The organism is Sulfitobacter pacificus (assembly GCF_030159975.1).
In the GTDB taxonomy this organism is placed as follows: domain Bacteria; phylum Pseudomonadota; class Alphaproteobacteria; order Rhodobacterales; family Rhodobacteraceae; genus Sulfitobacter; species Sulfitobacter pacificus.
The window spans coordinates 2,655,641-2,672,303 of record NZ_BSNL01000001.1 but is presented as its reverse complement, the minus strand read 5'-3'; the positions used below and the strand labels follow the sequence as shown (position 1 = coordinate 2,672,303).

The window sequence follows — 16,663 nt, the reverse complement described above, 5'->3', positions numbered from 1 at the left end:
CCCCTCTAAATCCGCTGTCCGTGGCCGTCCAGATCACCCGGATTGGCCTTGCGCACGCCCATGCCGAAATGGGTTACTGCGACAACAGCAGGGTAGGCCAGCAAGGTCAAAAACAATTCCGACAGGCCAAGGGACAGGCTGGGTTGTTCGATCAGCACAATGGCGAGGATAACCCGGTAGGCCAGCGTAATACTGATGATGATGACACCAACGCTGATCCATTCCGCGGCAAAGTTCGCATCCCGCAGGGAACGGGCCCGCCCTTTCAGGTTCTCACATCCGATCAGTGCCAGGACTGCCGCCAGACCCGGCGGGCGCTGTAACAACAGATCCGCCAGCAGGAAGGCACCGGCGAGGGCCAGCGCGGGCACGTAATCGGGGCGGCGCAGGCTCCACGCCAGTGCAAAGCAAAGCAGAAAATCAGGAGCGGCCCAGCGGCGCGGCGTGGTTTCCAGCGGCAGCAGGTGGAAGAACAGGATCACCAGCGTCAGCAGCAGGAAAGCCGCACGCATCAGCCAAAGGCGGGTGGCAGAAAGGTCGTTCATTCGCTTGCGGCCTCCTGTGTTTCCTCCAAGGGGCCGTTTTCGGTGATGACCTGTGCCGTGTCGGTGACATGTTCAGTGCCATAATGGCGCAGCACACGCAGGAATTCGAGGCGTTCATAATCTGCGGCCAGACGCACCCGCAAACGGCCACCGGGGTCGGCGGCAACCTGCCCGATCAGCAGACCGGCAGGAAAGACACCGCCATCACCAGAGCTGATCACCCGGTCACCGGGGCGCACGAGGTCGGGATTTTCAAGGAAATCAACAGGTGGGGCAATGGTGTTGTCACCGGCGACAATTGCGCGTTGGCCTGACGGCTGGATTGTTGCGGGGATGCGGCTGGTGGCGTCGGTCAACAGGATCACCCGCGCTGTGTTTTCCGCGACGCCCGAAATACGCCCGACCAACCCGATACCGTCCATCGTGGCCCAGCCATCCACCAGACCATCCCGTGCGCCGACATTCAGCAGCACCGATTGACGGAAGGGGGAACCGGAATCCGCCAGCACAACACCGGTGATAAAGGTCAGGCGCGGATCAAGACGCACCTTGTTCAGATCCAGCAGACGGGCGTTTTCCTGCTCAAGTTGCAGCGCAGCTTCTTTCCAAGCCTGCATCTGGCGCAGCTCGCTGCGCAGCTCCTGATTTTGTTCGGACAGCCGTTGATACGACCGGAAATCGCGAAACAGATTGACGGTGCCGGTGACGGGGGCCATGGCCCAGTCAAGATTGGGCACCAATCGGTCGGTGATCTGGGCGCGAAAGCGTTCAACGCGCGGGCTGTCGATGCGCCACAAAAGGAAGGTTGCGCTGAGCAGCAGGATCAGGACAGCCAGCAACAGCCGCCGCAGTGGGGCGGTGTAGTCATTGCTGTTTGAACGGTCGCTTGCCATGTCCCTTGCGCTCCTGCCCGAGGTGTCAGGCTTTCATCGAGCCTAGCAAAAATCAGCTGTCGTAGTCGATGGCGTGGCGCAGCTGTTTTTCATATTCCAGCGCCTTGCCGGTGCCAAGCGCCACGCAGTTCAATGATTCATCCGCGATGGAAACCGCCAGACCTGTCTGCTCTCGCAGGGCCAGATCCAGATCACCCAGCAGCGCACCACCGCCGGTCAGCATCACGCCGCGATCCACAATATCAGCCGCCAGATCAGGTGGTGTGGTTTCCAGCGCGGTCATCACCGCCTCGCAGATTTGCTGTACCGGTTCGGCCAGTGCTTCGGCGATCTGTGCCTGGGTCACTTCGATTTCCTTGGGCACACCGTTCAACAGGTCGCGCCCACGGATTTGCATCGAGGTGCCGCGCCCGTCGTCAGGCATCCGTGCGGTCCCGATAGAAGTCTTGATGCGTTCGGCGGTGGTTTCCCCAACCAGCAGGTTCTGCTGACGGCGCAGATAGCTGATGATCGCTTCATCCATACGGTCACCCCCAACACGCACCGAACGGGCGTAAACGATATCACCCAGCGAAAGCACCGCAACCTCGGTTGTACCACCACCGATGTCGACGACCATATTGCCGGTGGGGTCGGTGATCGGCATGCCGGCACCAATGGCCGCCGCAATCGGTTCGGCGATCAGGCCGGCGCGGCGCGCACCTGCTGACAGAACCGACTGGCGGATCGCGCGTTTTTCAACCGGGGTCGCACCATGGGGCACACAGACGATGATCTTGGGTTTGGAAAAGGTAGAGCGTTTGTGCACCTTGCGGATGAAATGTTTGATCATCTCTTCGGCGGTGTCAAAATCGGCAATCACACCCTCGCGCATCGGGCGAATCGCTTCAATGGAACCGGGGGTACGGCCCAGCATCAGCTTGGCATCCTCGCCCACCGCCAGAACTTTCTTCACGCCGTCCTTGATGTGATAGGCAACAACCGATGGTTCCGACAGGACAATCCCGCGCCCTTTTACGTAGACCAGAGTATTGGCTGTACCGAGGTCGATCGCCATATCGGATGAAAACAGTCCACGGAGATTTCCAAAGAGGTTCATTTGCCTGCGTACCTTGTCAAAGTCATATTGGCCCGCGACTCTGCCGAGGCGGGCTGATGGTGCTTATAGGCTTGGCGTAGCTTAGGTGAAAGGGGGTGTTTTTCACAGTTGGGCATGTTGCCGCCTGCGCCCTATGTTCAGGGGCAGAGCTTATACGTGGAGAAGAGTGAAATGAAGAAAATCCAGAGCCTTGGCGTACATCACATCACCCTGATGGGGGCGGACCGGCAAAGCAGCATTGATTTCTGGGAGGGGGTGCTGGGCATGCCCTTTATCTTTGATCAGCCGAATCTGGATGATCCAGAGGAGGGGCATCTGTATTTCGATCCCGGTGACGGCAGGTTGATCACCATCTTCACCAATGAAAATCGTGCGCGGGTGCACAGTCGCACGCCGATGGATGCCGGTTGTGTACATCACATCGCCTTCGAGGTGGATCGCGCCATGTTTGATCAGGTGCTTGACCGGCTGGCGGATCGCGGGATTGGCAATTCGGGCATCAAGGACCGTGGGTTCATGCATTCGATCTATTTCAAGGACCCGCTGGGCCTGTTGATTGAACTGGCCTGCTATACCTTCATCCCGCCAAGCGGCAGCAGCCATGCCGAAGTGATGATGCAGGCACACAAGCTGCGGGTGGAACGGGGGGCAGAGGCGATTGAGCGGGAGCATCTGGCCGATGCAGCGGTGATGATTGTGGAACGCTCGCAGGGATCTCTAAGCGCTGATCGGGCGGCGAAGAACCCATTTGACAGGTGACGGGACAACGCAGCTGCTTCATGTGTGGCATGGTTGGAAATGAGTTTAAGGGCAAGATGAAGAATGCCGCTGTGACTTCATCTTGCCAATTAAACTCAATCCTGTCGCCCGCTGCATGCGCTGCGGGAACGGGCAAGGTGGGCTGTTGCCCACCTTCATTCTCAGGTTACGTCTTTATAGTTGATTTCGCGCTTGTCCGTGCCGCCCTTCTCGCGACGGACCAACAGGCGGTTCAGCGCGTGGATATAGGCGCGGGTGGATGAAACAACCGTGTCGGTATCGGCAGACTGACCGGTCACGATACGGCCGTCTTCCTCAATCCGAACCGAGACAGTTGCCTGTGCATCGGTGCCTTCGGTTACCGCATGTACCTGATAAAGCTGCAACCGCGCCTCATGTGGGACCAGAGCCTTGACGCAGTTGAATGCCGCATCAACCGGGCCGTCGCCGGTTTGCTCTGTGGTGCTTTCCGTGCCGTCCACATCAAGGGTCATGCGGGCCTGATTTGGCCCCTCGGTGCCGCATATCACATGCATCGATACCAGTTTGACACGATCCTCTTCGGGATCGGTGGACGTGCGCATCAAGGCGATCAGGTCATCCTCATAGATTTCCTTTTTGCGATCAGCCAGTTCCTTGAAACGTACGAACACATCCTTGAGCTGGTTGTCGCCCAATTCGAACCCGAGGTCCTCCAGCTTGGAGCGCAGTGCGGCCCGGCCAGAGTGTTTGCCCATAACGATATTGGTTTCGGACAGGCCCACATCCTCGGGGCGCATGATCTCGAAGGTTTCAGCGTTTTTCAGCATGCCGTCCTGATGGATGCCGCTTTCGTGGGCAAAGGCGTTTTTGCCAACGATGGCCTTGTTGGGTTGCACCGGGAAACCCGACACAGTGGAGACGCGGCGCGAGATGTTCATGATTTTGGTGGCGTCGATGCCCGTTTGATAGGGCATGATGTCGTTGCGCACGCGCAGGGCCATTACCACTTCTTCAAGGGCGGTATTGCCCGCCCGTTCGCCCAACCCGTTGATGGTGCATTCGATCTGGCGCGCCCCGGCCTCTACCGCGGCAAGGCTGTTGGCGGTCGCCATGCCTAGGTCGTTGTGGCAGTGGGTGGCAAAGATAATCTCGTCCGCGCCGGGCACGTTTTCAAGCAGTTTGCGGATCAGATCAGCGCTTTCACGCGGGGCGGTATAGCCGACGGTATCAGGAATGTTGATCGTGGTGGCCCCGGCCTTGATGGCAATTTCAACCACGCGATAGAGGTAATCCAGCTCGGTCCTTGTGGCATCCATGGGCGACCATTGCACGTTTTCGCACAGGTTGCGGGCATGGGTGACCGTCTCGTGAATGCGATCGGCCATTTCGTCCATGGTGAGATTGGGAATGGCGCGGTGCAATGGCGAAGTGCCGATGAAGGTGTGAATGCGCGGTTGGCGGGCGTGTTTGATCGCCTCCCAGCAGCGGTCAATATCGCCGAACTGGGCACGGGCCAACCCGCAAATAACTGATTTTGTGGCGTTTTTTGAAATTTCCGTGACAGCGGCGAAGTCCCCCTCAGAGGCGATGGGAAAACCGGCCTCGATAATATCAACGCCCATTTCATCCAGCAAGCCGGCGATTTCCAGCTTCTCCGCATGGGTCATCGTGGCACCGGGGGATTGTTCGCCGTCACGCAAGGTTGTGTCGAAGATCATGACGCGATCTTGGGTCTGTGTATCAGTCATTGTGATGTCTTTCGTTCTGCTTGTTCAAATCCGTGGCGCGGTGGCGAACCCTCTGAGCGGACGCGCCGGGATGGCACGCTCAGAGGCGGATTAGCAGCAGGAGGTTGGCACGCAGAAGCAACGCGTCGATGCGCGAAGGGGTCACAGTATGTGAGGCGTGTGTCATGGCGGTATTTATAGGCCCGTGATTTGAAATGGGAAGGGGGGAGTTTGATTTTGCATTTTTTCCAGGAGGGCGTTGACCTGTGGCGCGCTGCGGCTAGGTCAGAAACATGGGAAAAACACTGATTATAGGCGCTTCTGGCGGGATTGGGGCGGCAATGGTCGCGGCCTGTATCGCAAAGGGCGAGCAGGTCACCGGGCTGTCACGCAGTGATGATGGGTTTGACATTACTGACCCGGCCTCGGTTGCCCGGCATTTGGATGCGCTGGACGGGCCATATGACAGGGTGGTGGTGGCGACGGGTGCCTTGGTCATTGAGGGGGCAGAGCCGGAGAAGACGATCAAAGCCATCGACAGCAAGGCTATGCTGGATCAGTTCAGGTTAAATGCGGTGGGGCCGGCGCTGGTACTGGCCCGCGCGCATGGGTTGCTGCCGCGCAAGGGACGTGGGGTGCTGGCGGTATTGTCGGCGCGGGTGGGCTCTATCGGGGACAACCGGATGGGCGGTTGGATCAGTTACCGCGCGGCCAAAGCGGCGGTGAACCAGATTGTACATACAACAGCGATTGAGTTGGCGCGGACACATCAGGAAAGCATCTGCGTGGCCTTGCATCCGGGGACTGTCGCCACGGCTTTTACGGCTGATTATCTGGGACGGCACCCGGCAGTGACGCCTGACGAAGCGGCAGAGAATTTACTGCACGTAATGGATGGTTTGACCCCTGCCCAGACCGGTGGGTTTTACGATTGGGCAGGCAAAGAGGTGGCGTGGTGAAACGGTTGGTTTTGGTGCTGGGGGATCAGCTTTCGCAGGGGTTGTCCGCCTTGCAGGAAGCAGAGCGAGAAAGTGATATTGTAGTGATGGCAGAGGTCGCCGAGGAGGCGGGATATGTCAAACACCATCCCAAGAAAATCGCGCTTATTTTCGCCGCGATGCGCAAATTTGCGCAAGTATTACAGTCGGATGGCTGGGATGTGCGATACACGAAGCTGGACGATGAGGAGAACGCAGGCAGCATCGTTGGAGAGCTGTTGCGCCGCGCGCAGGAGACTGGTGCAGAGGAGGTGATCTGTACCGAGCCGGGGGAATGGCGGCTGATTGAAAAGCTGAAATATGCGCCGGTGAAAACACGTATTCTGCCGGACGGTAGGTTCATCGCCAGTCACGGCGAATTCGAGCGCTGGGCCGAGGGGCGCAAGGCGTTGCGGATGGAGTATTTCTATCGCGAGATGCGACGTAAGACCGGCCTGTTGATGGAGGGTGAGGAGCCCGCCGGAGACAAGTGGAATTTCGATCATGACAACCGCAAACCGGCACCGGATGATGTGTCGGTGGAAGGGCCGTTGTGGTTTGAACCGGACACGGAAGTTGAAGAGGTTCTGTCGCTGGTCGAAGCGCGGTTTGGCGATCACTTTGGAGACCTGCGCCCCTTCGGTTTTGCCACCACGCGCGGGCAGGCTTTGGAAGCGCTAGAACATTTTGTGAAACAGGCCCTACCGCGGTTCGGCGACTATCAGGATGCAATGCTGGAAAGCCATGCGTTTTTGTATCACGCGGTGCTGTCGCCCTATATCAACATCGGGCTTCTGGACCCTTTAGAAGTCTGTCAGGCAGTTGAAAAGGCATGGAAAAAAGGCGATGTGCCGATCAATGCGGCGGAGGGGTTCATCCGTCAGATCATCGGCTGGCGCGAATATGTGCGGGGGATCTATTTCCTTGAAGGGCCGGAGTATCCGCAGCGGAATGTACTAAAGCATGACAGGGATTTGCCCGCCTTCTACTGGGGGGCAGAGACCAAGATGAATTGTGTGTCCCATGCGGTGGCGCAGACCCGGGAACATGCCTATGCGCATCATATCCAGCGGCTGATGGTGACGGGCAATTTTGCGCTGTTAGCCGGGGTTGATCCGTATCAGGTGCATGAGTGGTATCTGGAGGTTTATGCGGATGCGTTTGAATGGGTCGAAAGCCCCAATACTGTGGGCATGTCACAGTTTGCCGATGGCGGGGTGATCGCGTCAAAACCTTACGTGTCTTCAGGGGCTTACATCAACCGGATGTCGGATTACTGCAAGGGATGCGCCTATAAGGTGAGCGTGAAAACCGGCGAGGGGGCCTGTCCGTTCAACCTGCTGTATTGGCACTTTCTGGACCGGCATCGCGACCGGTTCAAAGACAATGCCCGGATGGGCAATATGTACCGCACATGGGACCGGATGGACGAAGAGCGTCGCAAGACCGTGTTGAAGGACGCGGAAAGCTGGCTTGCGCGGCTGGATACGGGGGAAGTTGTTTGAAAACCACCGTGCGCGCAACGGGTAAGGGTGACGCAACGGGCAGCGCTGCGAATCGGGGTTAACGCCATATTTCGCTGGGGATTTCGGGGCGCACCTCCTGTGCACCTGCCATGCACCTTTGATGCACCCCCCGGTGTATGTTTGGCGTGGTTAACCCAGCGCGCGCCGTAGAATGTGAGCGAAAGGTTAACGCCGCCGGGCTACCTGTCAGTCTTTGACCAGCCAAGCGTCCAGTGTTTCGCGTACCTTGTCGGGCCATGGCATCGAGGTGTGCTTGTCCAGATCTGAAGCGGCAAGGACCTGGGTACTGGTCCAGCGTTTTTCACCCTCGCAGCTGATTTCATGTTTAAGCGTCAGGGAGGAGCGTCCCACCTTGACCACTTGTAGTTCAAAGGTCAGCGTCTGACCAAACAAAGATGGCACCGAAAAATCACAGGTCAGATGTACCGTGGGTGTGCCCCAGCGCTCTTTCCAGATCATTTCGTGCCAAGGATAGCCGATATGGGTCCAGAACTCCTCGTTCACGCCATTCAGCAGGTCCAGATAGGACGGGAAATAGGCGGTGCCGGAAATGTCGCAATCGCCAAAGCGCAATTCGCGGGTGGTGGTGAAGGTTTTGGTCATGGCGCTGTCTTTTGTTCAGGAATGTGACCGCCTGTCTACGGGATATAGGGGATGAACAAAAGCCATGAGGTGAGGCGAGGGTTGGAGGGGCAGCACGCCCCCCTCTTTTATCCATGGGAGGCACGGCTGTCATTTGGGGCCTCGTCACGATCAAACATACCGTAATCGCGGATCACATGGGCGATGCGCAGATGGTAATCGGTGAAGATGCCCTTGCGGCCTTTGGCCTGCGCCTTGCGGTGGGCGGCGAGGCTGCGCCAGCGGGCGACGGCGGCTTCGTCCTCGAAAAACGACAGGGACAGGAGTTTGTCTGGGTTGGTCAGGCTTTGGAAGCGTTCGACGGAGATGAAACCCTCCACCTCTTCCACCAGCGGGCGCATTTCTGCGGCGATGTCGAGGTAGTCGGTTTTGTGCTCCGGGTCGGGCATGACTTCGAAAATAACGGCGATCATTTGCTGTCTCCATGAGGGGCGGAGGCCAGTGTCAGGAAGGTTCGGTCCTCGCGCAACAGGAATTTCTCCGATTGGGCAAATTCATAGTTTTCGCGGCCCAAGGGATCGGCGGCGAGGCGGGCGCGGTAGGATTCATATTCGGCAAGGGACGGGATGTTGTAGATGCCATAGGCGAGAGTGGAGGAGCCTTCATGTGGTGCGTAATAGCCGATGAGGTCAGCGCCGCAGCGTGGAATGGCGGTGCCCCAGTTGCGGGCGTATTGGTTGAATTGCGCCTTTTTGGTTGGGTCGATGTGATAGCGGATGATACAGGTCAGCATGGTTTTTCCTTTGATGTGATGCCCTGTTGATAGTGGATTGATCGATGCGGATGCTTCGGCTACGATCGAAGTATGAAAGAAGGTCCAGATATATCCCGCATCGCGGCGCTGATCGGTGATCCGGCCCGCGCCAATATCCTGACGGCTCTGATGTCGGGCAAGGCGCTGACGGCGACAGAGTTGGCGTCAGAGGCGGGGGTGACGGTGCAGACCACCAGCGCCCATCTGGCCAAGCTGGAAGCGGCAGAGATGATTGCCTGTCGCAAATCCGGGCGGCACAAGTATTTCACATTGGGTGGGGACGATGTGGGTCATGCGCTTGAGGCGCTGATGGGGTTGGCGGCAGGTGCGGGGCATCTGCGCACACGCACCGGCCCCAAGGACGAGGCGCTGCGCGAGGCGCGGGTCTGTTACAACCATCTGGCAGGGGCCAAGGGCATTGCCCTGTATCAAGGGCTGCTGGGTAAAGGTGTGGTCGAGGAACGGGGTACGGATGTGGTTCTGACGGCAGAGGGTGCCGCGTTTCTGACGGGGTTTGGTGTGGATGTGGCGGGTTTGCGCAAGTCCAAGACGCCGCTGTGCCGGTCCTGTCTGGATTGGTCGGCGCGCCAGACCCATCTGGCGGGCAGTGTCGGGCGGGCCTTGCTGTCACGGATGCAGGAAATCGGCTGGGCCGAGCGGGTGGAAGGCACGCGGGTGGTGCGGTTTTCGCGCGCGGGCGAGAAGGGGTTTGCCGAGATGTTTGGCAGCTAGAGCTGGCCTGCCTCCTTCAGGGTGGCAAGGCCGTGGCCAAGGTATTCGGTACGGAAGGAATGGCCGCCCTCGAACAGGCAATATTCGAGAACCTCGCCGGTGGGGTTGCTGCGGGAACGGCAGGTAAGTGGGCCGGTTTTGAAGGAGTTGGACGGGCCGAAATTGCCGAATTTTTCATACATTGAAAGAGCTTCTTCGACCTCTCCCTGTTTGGTTTCGCCGATGGGGCGCCCCTTGAGCGGCACGGTTTTGTCTTGGGTGCCATGGATATGGACGATGCTGGACACCGGCGTTTTGCAGGTTTCGGGAGGGTGCAGCCAATAGGTGCCGGACAGGGGAATGAAGCCTGCAAAGCTTTCGGGGTGGGAGCAGGCGAGGTTCCAGACCATCATGCCGCCTGCGGAAAATCCGGCAGCGACGATGCGGTCGGGGTCAACGTGGTGCCGCGCGGTGGCGTCCGTGATGACGGCGTCGAAATAGGCAAATTCGGCGGAACCGTCACTGTTCATGGTGCGCGGCCCATTGGGCAGGTTCCATGAGCCGTTGAGGCCATTCATCGCAATCAGCGCAAAGCCTGCATCCGACAACATCCGGCGCAGGGAGCCGTTGCGCATCACCCCCGCCGCAGAACCACGATAGCCATGTGACCAGATCAGGGCGGGCACCGGAGTGATGCCGTCGTGGTCGGCAGGCATCACGATGCGGTAGTGCCGGTCACCGACGGGGCAGTCGGTGTCGGGACCACAGGCAAGGGCGGGGCTGGAAAGGAGCAGGAGACAGGTCAGGAGAATGCGCATGGGGTGATGATGGCGCGGCGGGCAGGGAGGCTCAAGTCACATGATTGTGCGTGTGGGGGTGCGCCGCGTGCAGGTCTTGAGCCTTGGCGACCAGATCATTCACAGAAGTGTCGTGCAGCAGCAGTTCCGGCACAATGATGTGATGGCCGGAGTTGCGACCGCTGGCCCAAGACGCAAAGCGGCGCCAAGCGGATTGCCGGTCACGAAAGCCAATGGGGTCGTGCAATGTGAAGCCGAGGAAGCGATGGTGTTTGTGGCCGATGACAAGGCCGATGTCCGTGATTTCGTCCCATGTTGCGGGATCACAGTAGAAGCCGGAAATCCCCTGAGCGTCCATGCGCAAGGCAACGGGGTTGCGCAGGGCGATGCCGCCAAAGAACAGGGCAAAACCGGCAAACATTGATGTGGCGGACAGGCTGATGAAGATCAGCCAGAAGTCGGGCGTATCGACATGCGCGAGCAGCAGGCATAGCGCCAGACCGGCAAGGGCAATGGCCCCGCAGAGGACCCCGCGCAGGGCAGCTTTGCCCCGCCTTATCCTGGCAATCACCGGTGCGGGCACGCGGCTAGCTGGGGTCGCGCCAGCGGTTGACGATGGGATAACGGCGATCCAGCCAGAAGGCCCCTTTGGTCAGGCGCGGGCCGGGGGCGGATTGGAAGCGTTTGTATTCCGAAATATAGATCAGGTGTTCGACCTTTTTGGCGGTGGCGCGGTCGAAACCTGCGGCGACACAATCCTCGATAGAGCCGTCCTGATCGACGAGGATGTTCAGCATCGCATCAAGATCTGGATAGTCGGGCAGGCTGTCGCTGTCCTTTTGATCATCACGCAATTCGGCGGTGGGCGGTTTGGTGATGATGGTTTCGGGGATCATGGTGCCGGCAGGCCCCATCATCCAGTCGCGGTGGTTGGCATTGCGCCAGCGGCAGGTTTCAAACACCCGCGTTTTATACATATCCTTGATGGGGTTATAGCCGCCCGACATATCGCCATAGATGGTGGCATAACCCACGGCGACCTCTGATTTATTGCCGGTGGTCAACAACATTTCACCGAATTTGTTCGACAACGCCATCAGCAAGAGACCGCGCAGGCGGGATTGGATGTTTTCTTCGGTGAGGCCTTCGTCAGTGCCTTCGAAAAGGGGGGCCAGCGTGTTGGTGATGGCCTGGCGTCCCTCGGAAATCGGCACGTAGTCATAGCGACAGCCAAGGGCATTTGCGACCGCTTCGGCGTCATCCAGAGAGGCCTGGGAGGTGTATTCAGAGGGCAGCATCACACAGCGCACGTTTTCGGGGCCGATGGCATCGGCGGCGATGGTGGCGACAATGGCGGAATCGATGCCACCCGACAGGCCCAGCAGCACCTTTTTGAAACCGGTCTTGCGCATGTAGTCGCGCAGGCCCTGAACGCAAACCCTGTAGTCGGCCTCGTATGGGGGCGGGTATTTGGCGAAAGCCTGTTCCACCACGCGCCAGCCGTCGGGGGTGCGTTCAAGATCAACATTGGTGGTCACGGCATCAAAGGCGGGCAGTTGCATTGCCAGTTTGCCGCCGGGGTTCAGCGCGAAAGAGGCCCCGTCAAAGATCTGGTCGTCCTGACCGCCTACCATGTTCAGGTAGATCAGCGGCAGGCCGGTTTCCACAACACGGGCAACCATCACATTCATCCGCGTGTCCATCTTGTTGCGGTAGTAGGGGGAACCATTGGGCACCAGAAGGAATTCCGCACCGGTTTCTTCCAGCGTTTCGGAAACATCCGGGTGCCAGGCGTCTTCGCAAATCGGCGATCCGACACGGGTGTTGCCCACGGCGTAGGGGCCGCCCAGCGGGCCGGAATCAAAGATGCGCACCTCGTCAAAGACGGTTTCATTGGGCAGGTTGTGTTTCAACATGCGCGAGGCGATTTTGCCGTTCTTGAGGATCAGATAGGCGTTGAACAGTTCCGTACCTTCGGCCCATGGGGCACCGATGGCGAGGGGTGGCCCATCTGCGCAATCAGCGGCCAGTTTCTCGATATGGGTCATCACATCAAGCTGGAAGGCGCGTTTCATCACCAGATCCTGGGCGTTGTAGCCGGTGATGAACATTTCCGGCAGGGCGACAAGATCGGCACCAGCCTCTTTGCCAGCCTGCCATGCCTCAAGCGCCAGGGCAGCATTGCCGGCAAGATCGCCAACGGTCGGGTTCAACTGACCCAGAGTGATGCGGAAACGGTCTGCCATAAGAGCGCCCTTTGTCTAAGTGTCTGCACGTGATGTAGCAGATCAGGGGCAGGGGGAAAGGGGATATGGCGCGGCGGGCACTTTGGTCGGGCAGGGGGACGCCGGGAACCGGGATGATTTTGAAAAGACATTGCCCCGTTCGCAGCCAGACCTTAGGCTGCCGTTAACAAGATTTTAACGTTTCTGAATAGGTTCGCCATGACTCTTCGCACGATTGCCCTGTGTCTGATCCTTTTGCCGTTCCCTGCTCTGGCACAGGATGGTGAGGTGCAGACCAAACAATATGACGATGGAGGCATTTACGAGGGCACCTTCAAGGAGGGGCTTCAGGATGGGCAGGGCACCTATAAGCTGCCCAATGGTTACGAGTATTCCGGGGCCTGGGTTGCCGGAGAGATCAAGGGCGAGGGTGTTGCACGTTTTCCCAATGGATCGGTCTATGAGGGCAATTTTGAACGCGGCAAGCCGGATGGCTTTGGCAAGATCACCTTTGCCGATGGTGGCACCTATGAGGGCGAATGGCAGGCGGGTGCGATCATGGGGCAGGGCATTGCGCTTTATGCCAATGGGGTGCGCTATGAGGGGGAGCTGCGCAACGCCAAGCATCACGGTAAAGGTGTGATGCAAAGCACCGGTGGCTATGAGTACAAGGGCGACTGGGTTGATGGTGTGAAACAGGGGATGGGCACAATCACCTATCCTGATGGTGCGGTGTATGAGGGGGAAATCGTCGCGGGCAAGCGCAGCGGCACGGGTACGCTGAAAATGCCGGACGGGTTGACCTATGTCGGTCAGTGGAATGACGGGCAGATCGACGGTGAAGGCACGCTGACCCAGCCCAATGGCGATGTTTACGAGGGCCAGCTGGTTGCCGGTAAACGGCAGGGCAAGGGCAAGGTCACCTATGAAAACGGCGACGTTTACGAGGGGGATTTCAGCGATGACCGGCGGGACGGGCAGGGCAGGTTCACCGGGACAGATGGCTATGTCTATGCCGGATCATGGGTTGCAGGCCAGATCGAGGGTGAGGGTCGCGTGACCTATCCTGACGGGTCGGTTTATGAAGGTCAGTTTCGTAGCGATTTAGCGGATGGCACAGGCAAAATCACCTATCCAGATGGATCGACCTATGAGGGCGACTGGTTGGCCGGGGTGATTGAGGGCAAGGGGCGCGCGACCTATCCCAATGGCATTGTCTATGAGGGGGATTTCAAAAACGCCCGCAATGATGGTGAAGGGGTGATGACCTATGCGGACGGCTACCGCTATGAGGGGGCCTGGAAAGACGGTCAGCGCCATGGCATGGGCACGGCCACCTATCCAGACGGAACCACCTATGCGGGATCGTTTGTAGAGGGCCAGCGCCACGGCGAGGGGACCATCACCATGGCGACCGGTTTCAAATATCAGGGGGCTTGGGCCAATGGCGAGATCGAGGGTATGGGCACCGCGACCTATGCCAATGGCGACGTCTATGAGGGCATGTTCAAGGCCGGCAAGCGTCAGGGTGCGGGCACCATGCGTTATGCCACGGGAGAAGAAACCAGCGGTGACTGGGAAAGTGGGGCGTTGAAGGAAGGTGGCTGATTGGGAGTGGCAGCTTCCCATCACAGGAAAAAACCCATCAGATGATGCAGAGATTGAACGCCGTCTGATGGCAGGCGACATCGCCGGACTGGAGGAGGTCGCGGAAATTCTGGACGGGTTTCCGAACTGCAAAGACGGTTTGCCTTCGGGGCGATACTGGGTGAGGACTGCGGTAGATGTGGGGACGATTTCTGCGATTGAATGGATGATCGCGAAAGGTGCCGATCTGAATCTTGAGGATGGTGAAGGCGGCACGCCGCTGCATTCTTGCATCGATCGGGCCAAGGCCGACCGTCATGCGGTTCTCTCTATGTTGATCAAGGCGGGGGCTGATGTGAACATAAGGGGATTTAACAACTGGACGCCGCTTCATCTGGCAGCGATCCGTGATGACAAAGCGGCGATGCAGATATTGATGGACGCGGGTGCGGATAGGACGAGGCGCACGGTAATAGACAACTATGCCACCCCTGCAGAAGAAGCGCGGATATTGGGGCATAACGACTCTGCTGATTTTATTGACTGGTACAAAAAAGGCTGAGCGCGCCGGGGATCGAGAGGCATATCATGGATGATGTTGGTGATTTTCTGGAAAGTGTTGAACCCGCTCGCCGGCATAGGGAAGCCGCACAGCTGGATGCGTTTTTCCGCGATGTGACGGGGTGGCAGCCGGTTTTATGGTCGGGATCGATGCTGGGCTATGGCCAATATGACTATACCTATGCCTCGGGACGGACGGGCCGTTATTTCGCCACCGGATTTGCGCCGCGCAAGGCCAAGCTGAGCATTTACATCATGCCGGGCTATGCGGATTTCTCGGGTATCCTTGAACGGCTGGGCAAGCACAGCAAAGGTAAATCCTGTCTCTACCTGAACAAGCTGGAGGATGCCGATCTGGATGTTCTGGCCGAGCTGGTGCGGGCGGGATTGGCGGATCTTGCCAAGAGCTGGCCGGTCCGTTCAACCTAACTGGACAATTTCGAGCTGTTGTGAGAAGCCTGCCGCTCGCAAGGAGATCATGCATGGCCAGCCCGACAACCACACGTTTCGCCCCCTCCCCCACCGGTTACATCCACGTGGGCAACCTGCGCACGGCGCTGATGAATTACCTGATTGCCCGCAAGGCCGGAGGCACGTTTATCCTGCGGATCGACGACACCGACCCGGAACGATCCAAGGAAGAATATGTTGACGGGATCAAACAGGATCTGGACTGGCTGGGCCTGCATTGGGACCGGGTTGAGCGCCAGTCGGAGCGGTTGGAGCAATATCACGCGGCTGCAGATGACCTGCGCGCCAAAGGGCGGTTTTACGAGGCGTTCGAGACGCCGACCGAGCTGGACCTCAAGCGCAAGAAACAGCTGAACATGAGCCAGCCGCCGGTCTATGACCGTTCGGCGCTGAAACTGTCAGATGATGAGAAAGACGGGCTGCGGGCAGAGCGTGGCGATGGCGTGTGGCGGTTCAAGCTGGATCACGAACGGATCGAGTGGAAAGACGGTATTCTGGGCGACATCTCCATTGATGCGGCATCGGTGTCTGATCCGGTTCTGATTCGTGGTGATGGCCAGATTTTGTACACGCTGGCGAGCGTTGTGGATGACACGGAAATGGGCGTAACCCATGTTGTGCGCGGGTCGGACCATGTGACCAATACAGCGACACAAATCCAGATCATGAAGGCGCTGGGCCATGACCACCCGGCGTTTGCGCATCATTCATTGTTGACTGGCCCGCAGGGCGAAGCGCTGTCAAAACGTCTGGGCGTGCTGGCGCTGCGTGATCTGCGCGAACAGGGGGTGCAGCCCTTTGCCTTGCTGTCGCTGATGGCGCGGCTGGGGTCGTCCGATCCGGTTGAGCTGCGCACCGATATGGCGGCGCTGATCGATGGGTTTGACATTGATCACTTTGGCGCGGCCCCGACGAAGTTTGATGAGCGGGATCTGTTCCCGCTGACCGGGCGGTATTTGCAGACGCTGGGCGTGGCGGATGTGGCCGAGACTCTGGACGGATTGGGTGTGCCAAAGGCGCAGGCCGAACAGTTCTGGGCGGTGACGCGCGAGAATATCGAGACCTTGGGTGAATTGGATGCCTGGTGGGCGATGTTCCGCGACGGTGCTGATCCGGTGATTGAAGAAGACGATAAGGCGTTTATCGCAGAGGCCATGGCGATGCTGCCAGAGATGCCGTTCGATGCCAGCACCTGGGGCACCTGGACTGCGGCGGTCAAGGAACAGACCGGGCGCAAAGGGCGCGGGTTGTTCCGCCCCTTGCGACTGGCGTTGACGGGGCAGGAACACGGGCCAGAGATGGCTGCGGTGATGCCGCTGTTGCAGGTGATCAAGGCGCGCGGATGAGACGGGGCCAACCTTTCGCAGGGGGTCGGGAAATGAAGGGGCGGCGCTTAAGCGCTGCCCT

General features: G+C 58.9%; 18 protein-coding genes. 8 read left to right on the top strand and 10 right to left on the bottom strand.

Features of this window, described 5'->3' with window-relative positions; all coding sequences use genetic code 11:
• Nucleotides 1-5: 5 nt before the first annotated feature.
• Genes QQL78_RS13500 through QQL78_RS13490 form a run of 3 tightly spaced genes read right to left on the bottom strand, consistent with a single transcriptional unit; the run spans nt 6 to nt 2,537 of the window.
• Nucleotides 6-545 (bottom strand): rod shape-determining protein MreD, encoded by a 540-nt coding sequence (locus QQL78_RS13500; RefSeq protein WP_284374229.1) that lies wholly within the window; start codon nt 543-545, stop codon nt 6-8.
• A complete protein-coding gene (mreC, locus tag QQL78_RS13495) occupies nt 542-1,438 on the bottom strand; it encodes a rod shape-determining protein MreC (RefSeq protein WP_284374227.1) in 897 nt (298 codons plus the stop codon). The genes QQL78_RS13500 and mreC overlap by 4 nt, the downstream gene beginning before the upstream one ends.
• Nucleotides 1,439-1,490: 52 nt before the next feature.
• Nucleotides 1,491-2,537 (bottom strand): rod shape-determining protein, encoded by a 1,047-nt coding sequence (locus QQL78_RS13490; RefSeq protein WP_025045991.1) that lies wholly within the window; start codon nt 2,535-2,537, stop codon nt 1,491-1,493.
• A gap of 171 nt (nt 2,538-2,708) precedes the next feature.
• On the opposite strand from QQL78_RS13490, the gene QQL78_RS13485 reads away from it, so the two are divergent.
• A complete protein-coding gene (locus QQL78_RS13485; protein WP_284374225.1) occupies nt 2,709-3,296 on the top strand; it encodes a VOC family protein in 588 nt (195 codons plus the stop codon).
• A gap of 161 nt (nt 3,297-3,457) precedes the next feature.
• Here the strand turns inward: QQL78_RS13485 and QQL78_RS13480 are convergent, their stop codons facing one another.
• Nucleotides 3,458-5,026 carry a 2-isopropylmalate synthase gene (locus QQL78_RS13480; protein WP_284374223.1) on the bottom strand — a complete coding sequence of 523 codons (1,569 nt, stop codon included), beginning with the start codon at nt 5,024-5,026 and terminating at the stop codon, nt 3,458-3,460.
• Nucleotides 5,027-5,298: 272 nt separating this feature from the next.
• Between QQL78_RS13480 and QQL78_RS13475 the strand changes: the two genes are divergently transcribed.
• Together QQL78_RS13475 and QQL78_RS13470 are read left to right on the top strand one after the other, a co-directional pair.
• Complete coding sequence (locus QQL78_RS13475; RefSeq protein ID WP_284374222.1) at nt 5,299-5,964, top strand: SDR family NAD(P)-dependent oxidoreductase; 666 nt, start codon at nt 5,299-5,301, stop codon at nt 5,962-5,964.
• Nucleotides 5,961-7,487 (top strand): cryptochrome/photolyase family protein, encoded by a 1,527-nt coding sequence (locus QQL78_RS13470; protein WP_284374220.1) that lies wholly within the window; start codon nt 5,961-5,963, stop codon nt 7,485-7,487. Before QQL78_RS13475 ends, QQL78_RS13470 begins: the two co-directional genes overlap by 4 nt.
• A 207-nt stretch (nt 7,488-7,694) precedes the next feature.
• On the opposite strand, the gene QQL78_RS13465 is transcribed toward QQL78_RS13470, so the two are convergent.
• The 3 genes from QQL78_RS13465 to QQL78_RS13455 form a co-directional block, all read right to left on the bottom strand.
• Entirely contained in the window at nt 7,695-8,111 is a 417-nt protein-coding gene (locus tag QQL78_RS13465) for an acyl-CoA thioesterase (protein WP_284374218.1), read from the bottom strand.
• A 107-nt stretch (nt 8,112-8,218) separates the two neighbouring features.
• Complete coding sequence (locus QQL78_RS13460; RefSeq protein ID WP_284374216.1) at nt 8,219-8,563, bottom strand: antibiotic biosynthesis monooxygenase family protein; 345 nt, start codon at nt 8,561-8,563, stop codon at nt 8,219-8,221.
• Nucleotides 8,560-8,883 carry an NIPSNAP family protein gene (locus QQL78_RS13455; RefSeq protein WP_284374214.1) on the bottom strand — a complete coding sequence of 108 codons (324 nt, stop codon included), beginning with the start codon at nt 8,881-8,883 and terminating at the stop codon, nt 8,560-8,562. Before QQL78_RS13455 ends, QQL78_RS13460 begins: the two co-directional genes overlap by 4 nt.
• A gap of 72 nt (nt 8,884-8,955) precedes the next feature.
• Here QQL78_RS13455 and QQL78_RS13450 point away from each other — a divergent pair, with 72 nt between their 5' ends.
• A complete protein-coding gene (locus QQL78_RS13450; RefSeq protein WP_284374212.1) occupies nt 8,956-9,636 on the top strand; it encodes an ArsR/SmtB family transcription factor in 681 nt (226 codons plus the stop codon).
• Here the strand turns inward: QQL78_RS13450 and QQL78_RS13445 are convergent.
• Genes QQL78_RS13445 through QQL78_RS13435 form a run of 3 tightly spaced genes read right to left on the bottom strand, consistent with a single transcriptional unit; the run spans nt 9,633 to nt 12,658 of the window.
• The gene (locus QQL78_RS13445) at nt 9,633-10,433 is read right to left on the bottom strand and encodes a CE1 family esterase (RefSeq protein WP_284374210.1); all 801 of its coding nucleotides are present in this window, start codon (nt 10,431-10,433) and stop codon (nt 9,633-9,635) included. The two genes, QQL78_RS13450 and QQL78_RS13445, sit on opposite strands and share 4 nt — an antisense overlap.
• A gap of 31 nt (nt 10,434-10,464) precedes the next feature.
• Nucleotides 10,465-10,995, bottom strand: a complete 531-nt coding sequence (locus QQL78_RS13440) for a hypothetical protein (protein ID WP_284374208.1) — start codon at nt 10,993-10,995, stop codon at nt 10,465-10,467.
• Nucleotides 10,996-10,999: 4 nt separating this feature from the next.
• Complete coding sequence (locus QQL78_RS13435; protein ID WP_284374206.1) at nt 11,000-12,658, bottom strand: NAD+ synthase; 1,659 nt, start codon at nt 12,656-12,658, stop codon at nt 11,000-11,002.
• 198 nt (nt 12,659-12,856) lie between these two features.
• On the opposite strand from QQL78_RS13435, the gene QQL78_RS13430 reads away from it, so the two are divergent.
• The 4 genes from QQL78_RS13430 to gltX are packed head-to-tail and all read left to right on the top strand — an operon-like array spanning nt 12,857 to nt 16,602.
• Nucleotides 12,857-14,245, top strand: a complete 1,389-nt coding sequence (locus QQL78_RS13430; RefSeq protein ID WP_284374204.1) for an MORN repeat-containing protein — start codon at nt 12,857-12,859, stop codon at nt 14,243-14,245.
• Nucleotides 14,238-14,786: an ankyrin repeat domain-containing protein gene (locus QQL78_RS13425; protein ID WP_284374202.1), complete on the top strand. Its 549-nt coding sequence runs from the start codon at nt 14,238-14,240 to the stop codon at nt 14,784-14,786. Before QQL78_RS13430 ends, QQL78_RS13425 begins: the two co-directional genes overlap by 8 nt.
• Before the next feature lie 26 nt (nt 14,787-14,812).
• Entirely contained in the window at nt 14,813-15,214 is a 402-nt protein-coding gene (locus tag QQL78_RS13420) for a DUF1801 domain-containing protein (RefSeq protein WP_284374201.1), read from the top strand.
• A gap of 53 nt (nt 15,215-15,267) precedes the next feature.
• Entirely contained in the window at nt 15,268-16,602 is a 1,335-nt protein-coding gene (gene gltX / locus QQL78_RS13415) for a glutamate--tRNA ligase (protein ID WP_284374199.1), read from the top strand.
• Nucleotides 16,603-16,663 lie beyond the last annotated feature (61 nt).

Excerpts from the sequence above, each read along its gene's own strand:
- QQL78_RS13500 (WP_284374229.1), bottom strand. The coding sequence starts at position 545 with ATGAACGACCTTTCTGCCACCCGCCTTTGGCTGATGCGTGCGGCTTTC.
- mreC (WP_284374227.1), bottom strand. The coding sequence starts at position 1,438 with ATGGCAAGCGACCGTTCAAACAGCAATGACTACACCGCCCCACTGCGG.
- QQL78_RS13490 (WP_025045991.1), bottom strand. The coding sequence starts at position 2,537 with ATGAACCTCTTTGGAAATCTCCGTGGACTGTTTTCATCCGATATGGCG.
- QQL78_RS13485 (WP_284374225.1), top strand. The coding sequence starts at position 2,709 with ATGAAGAAAATCCAGAGCCTTGGCGTACATCACATCACCCTGATGGGG.
- QQL78_RS13480 (WP_284374223.1), bottom strand. The coding sequence starts at position 5,026 with ATGACTGATACACAGACCCAAGATCGCGTCATGATCTTCGACACAACC.
- QQL78_RS13475 (WP_284374222.1), top strand. The coding sequence starts at position 5,299 with ATGGGAAAAACACTGATTATAGGCGCTTCTGGCGGGATTGGGGCGGCA.
- QQL78_RS13465 (WP_284374218.1), bottom strand. The coding sequence starts at position 8,111 with ATGACCAAAACCTTCACCACCACCCGCGAATTGCGCTTTGGCGATTGC.
- QQL78_RS13460 (WP_284374216.1), bottom strand. The coding sequence starts at position 8,563 with ATGATCGCCGTTATTTTCGAAGTCATGCCCGACCCGGAGCACAAAACC.
- QQL78_RS13455 (WP_284374214.1), bottom strand. The coding sequence starts at position 8,883 with ATGCTGACCTGTATCATCCGCTATCACATCGACCCAACCAAAAAGGCG.
- QQL78_RS13450 (WP_284374212.1), top strand. The coding sequence starts at position 8,956 with ATGAAAGAAGGTCCAGATATATCCCGCATCGCGGCGCTGATCGGTGAT.
- QQL78_RS13445 (WP_284374210.1), bottom strand. The coding sequence starts at position 10,433 with ATGCGCATTCTCCTGACCTGTCTCCTGCTCCTTTCCAGCCCCGCCCTT.
- QQL78_RS13435 (WP_284374206.1), bottom strand. The coding sequence starts at position 12,658 with ATGGCAGACCGTTTCCGCATCACTCTGGGTCAGTTGAACCCGACCGTT.
- QQL78_RS13430 (WP_284374204.1), top strand. The coding sequence starts at position 12,857 with ATGACTCTTCGCACGATTGCCCTGTGTCTGATCCTTTTGCCGTTCCCT.
- QQL78_RS13420 (WP_284374201.1), top strand. The coding sequence starts at position 14,813 with ATGGATGATGTTGGTGATTTTCTGGAAAGTGTTGAACCCGCTCGCCGG.
- gltX (WP_284374199.1), top strand. The coding sequence starts at position 15,268 with ATGGCCAGCCCGACAACCACACGTTTCGCCCCCTCCCCCACCGGTTAC.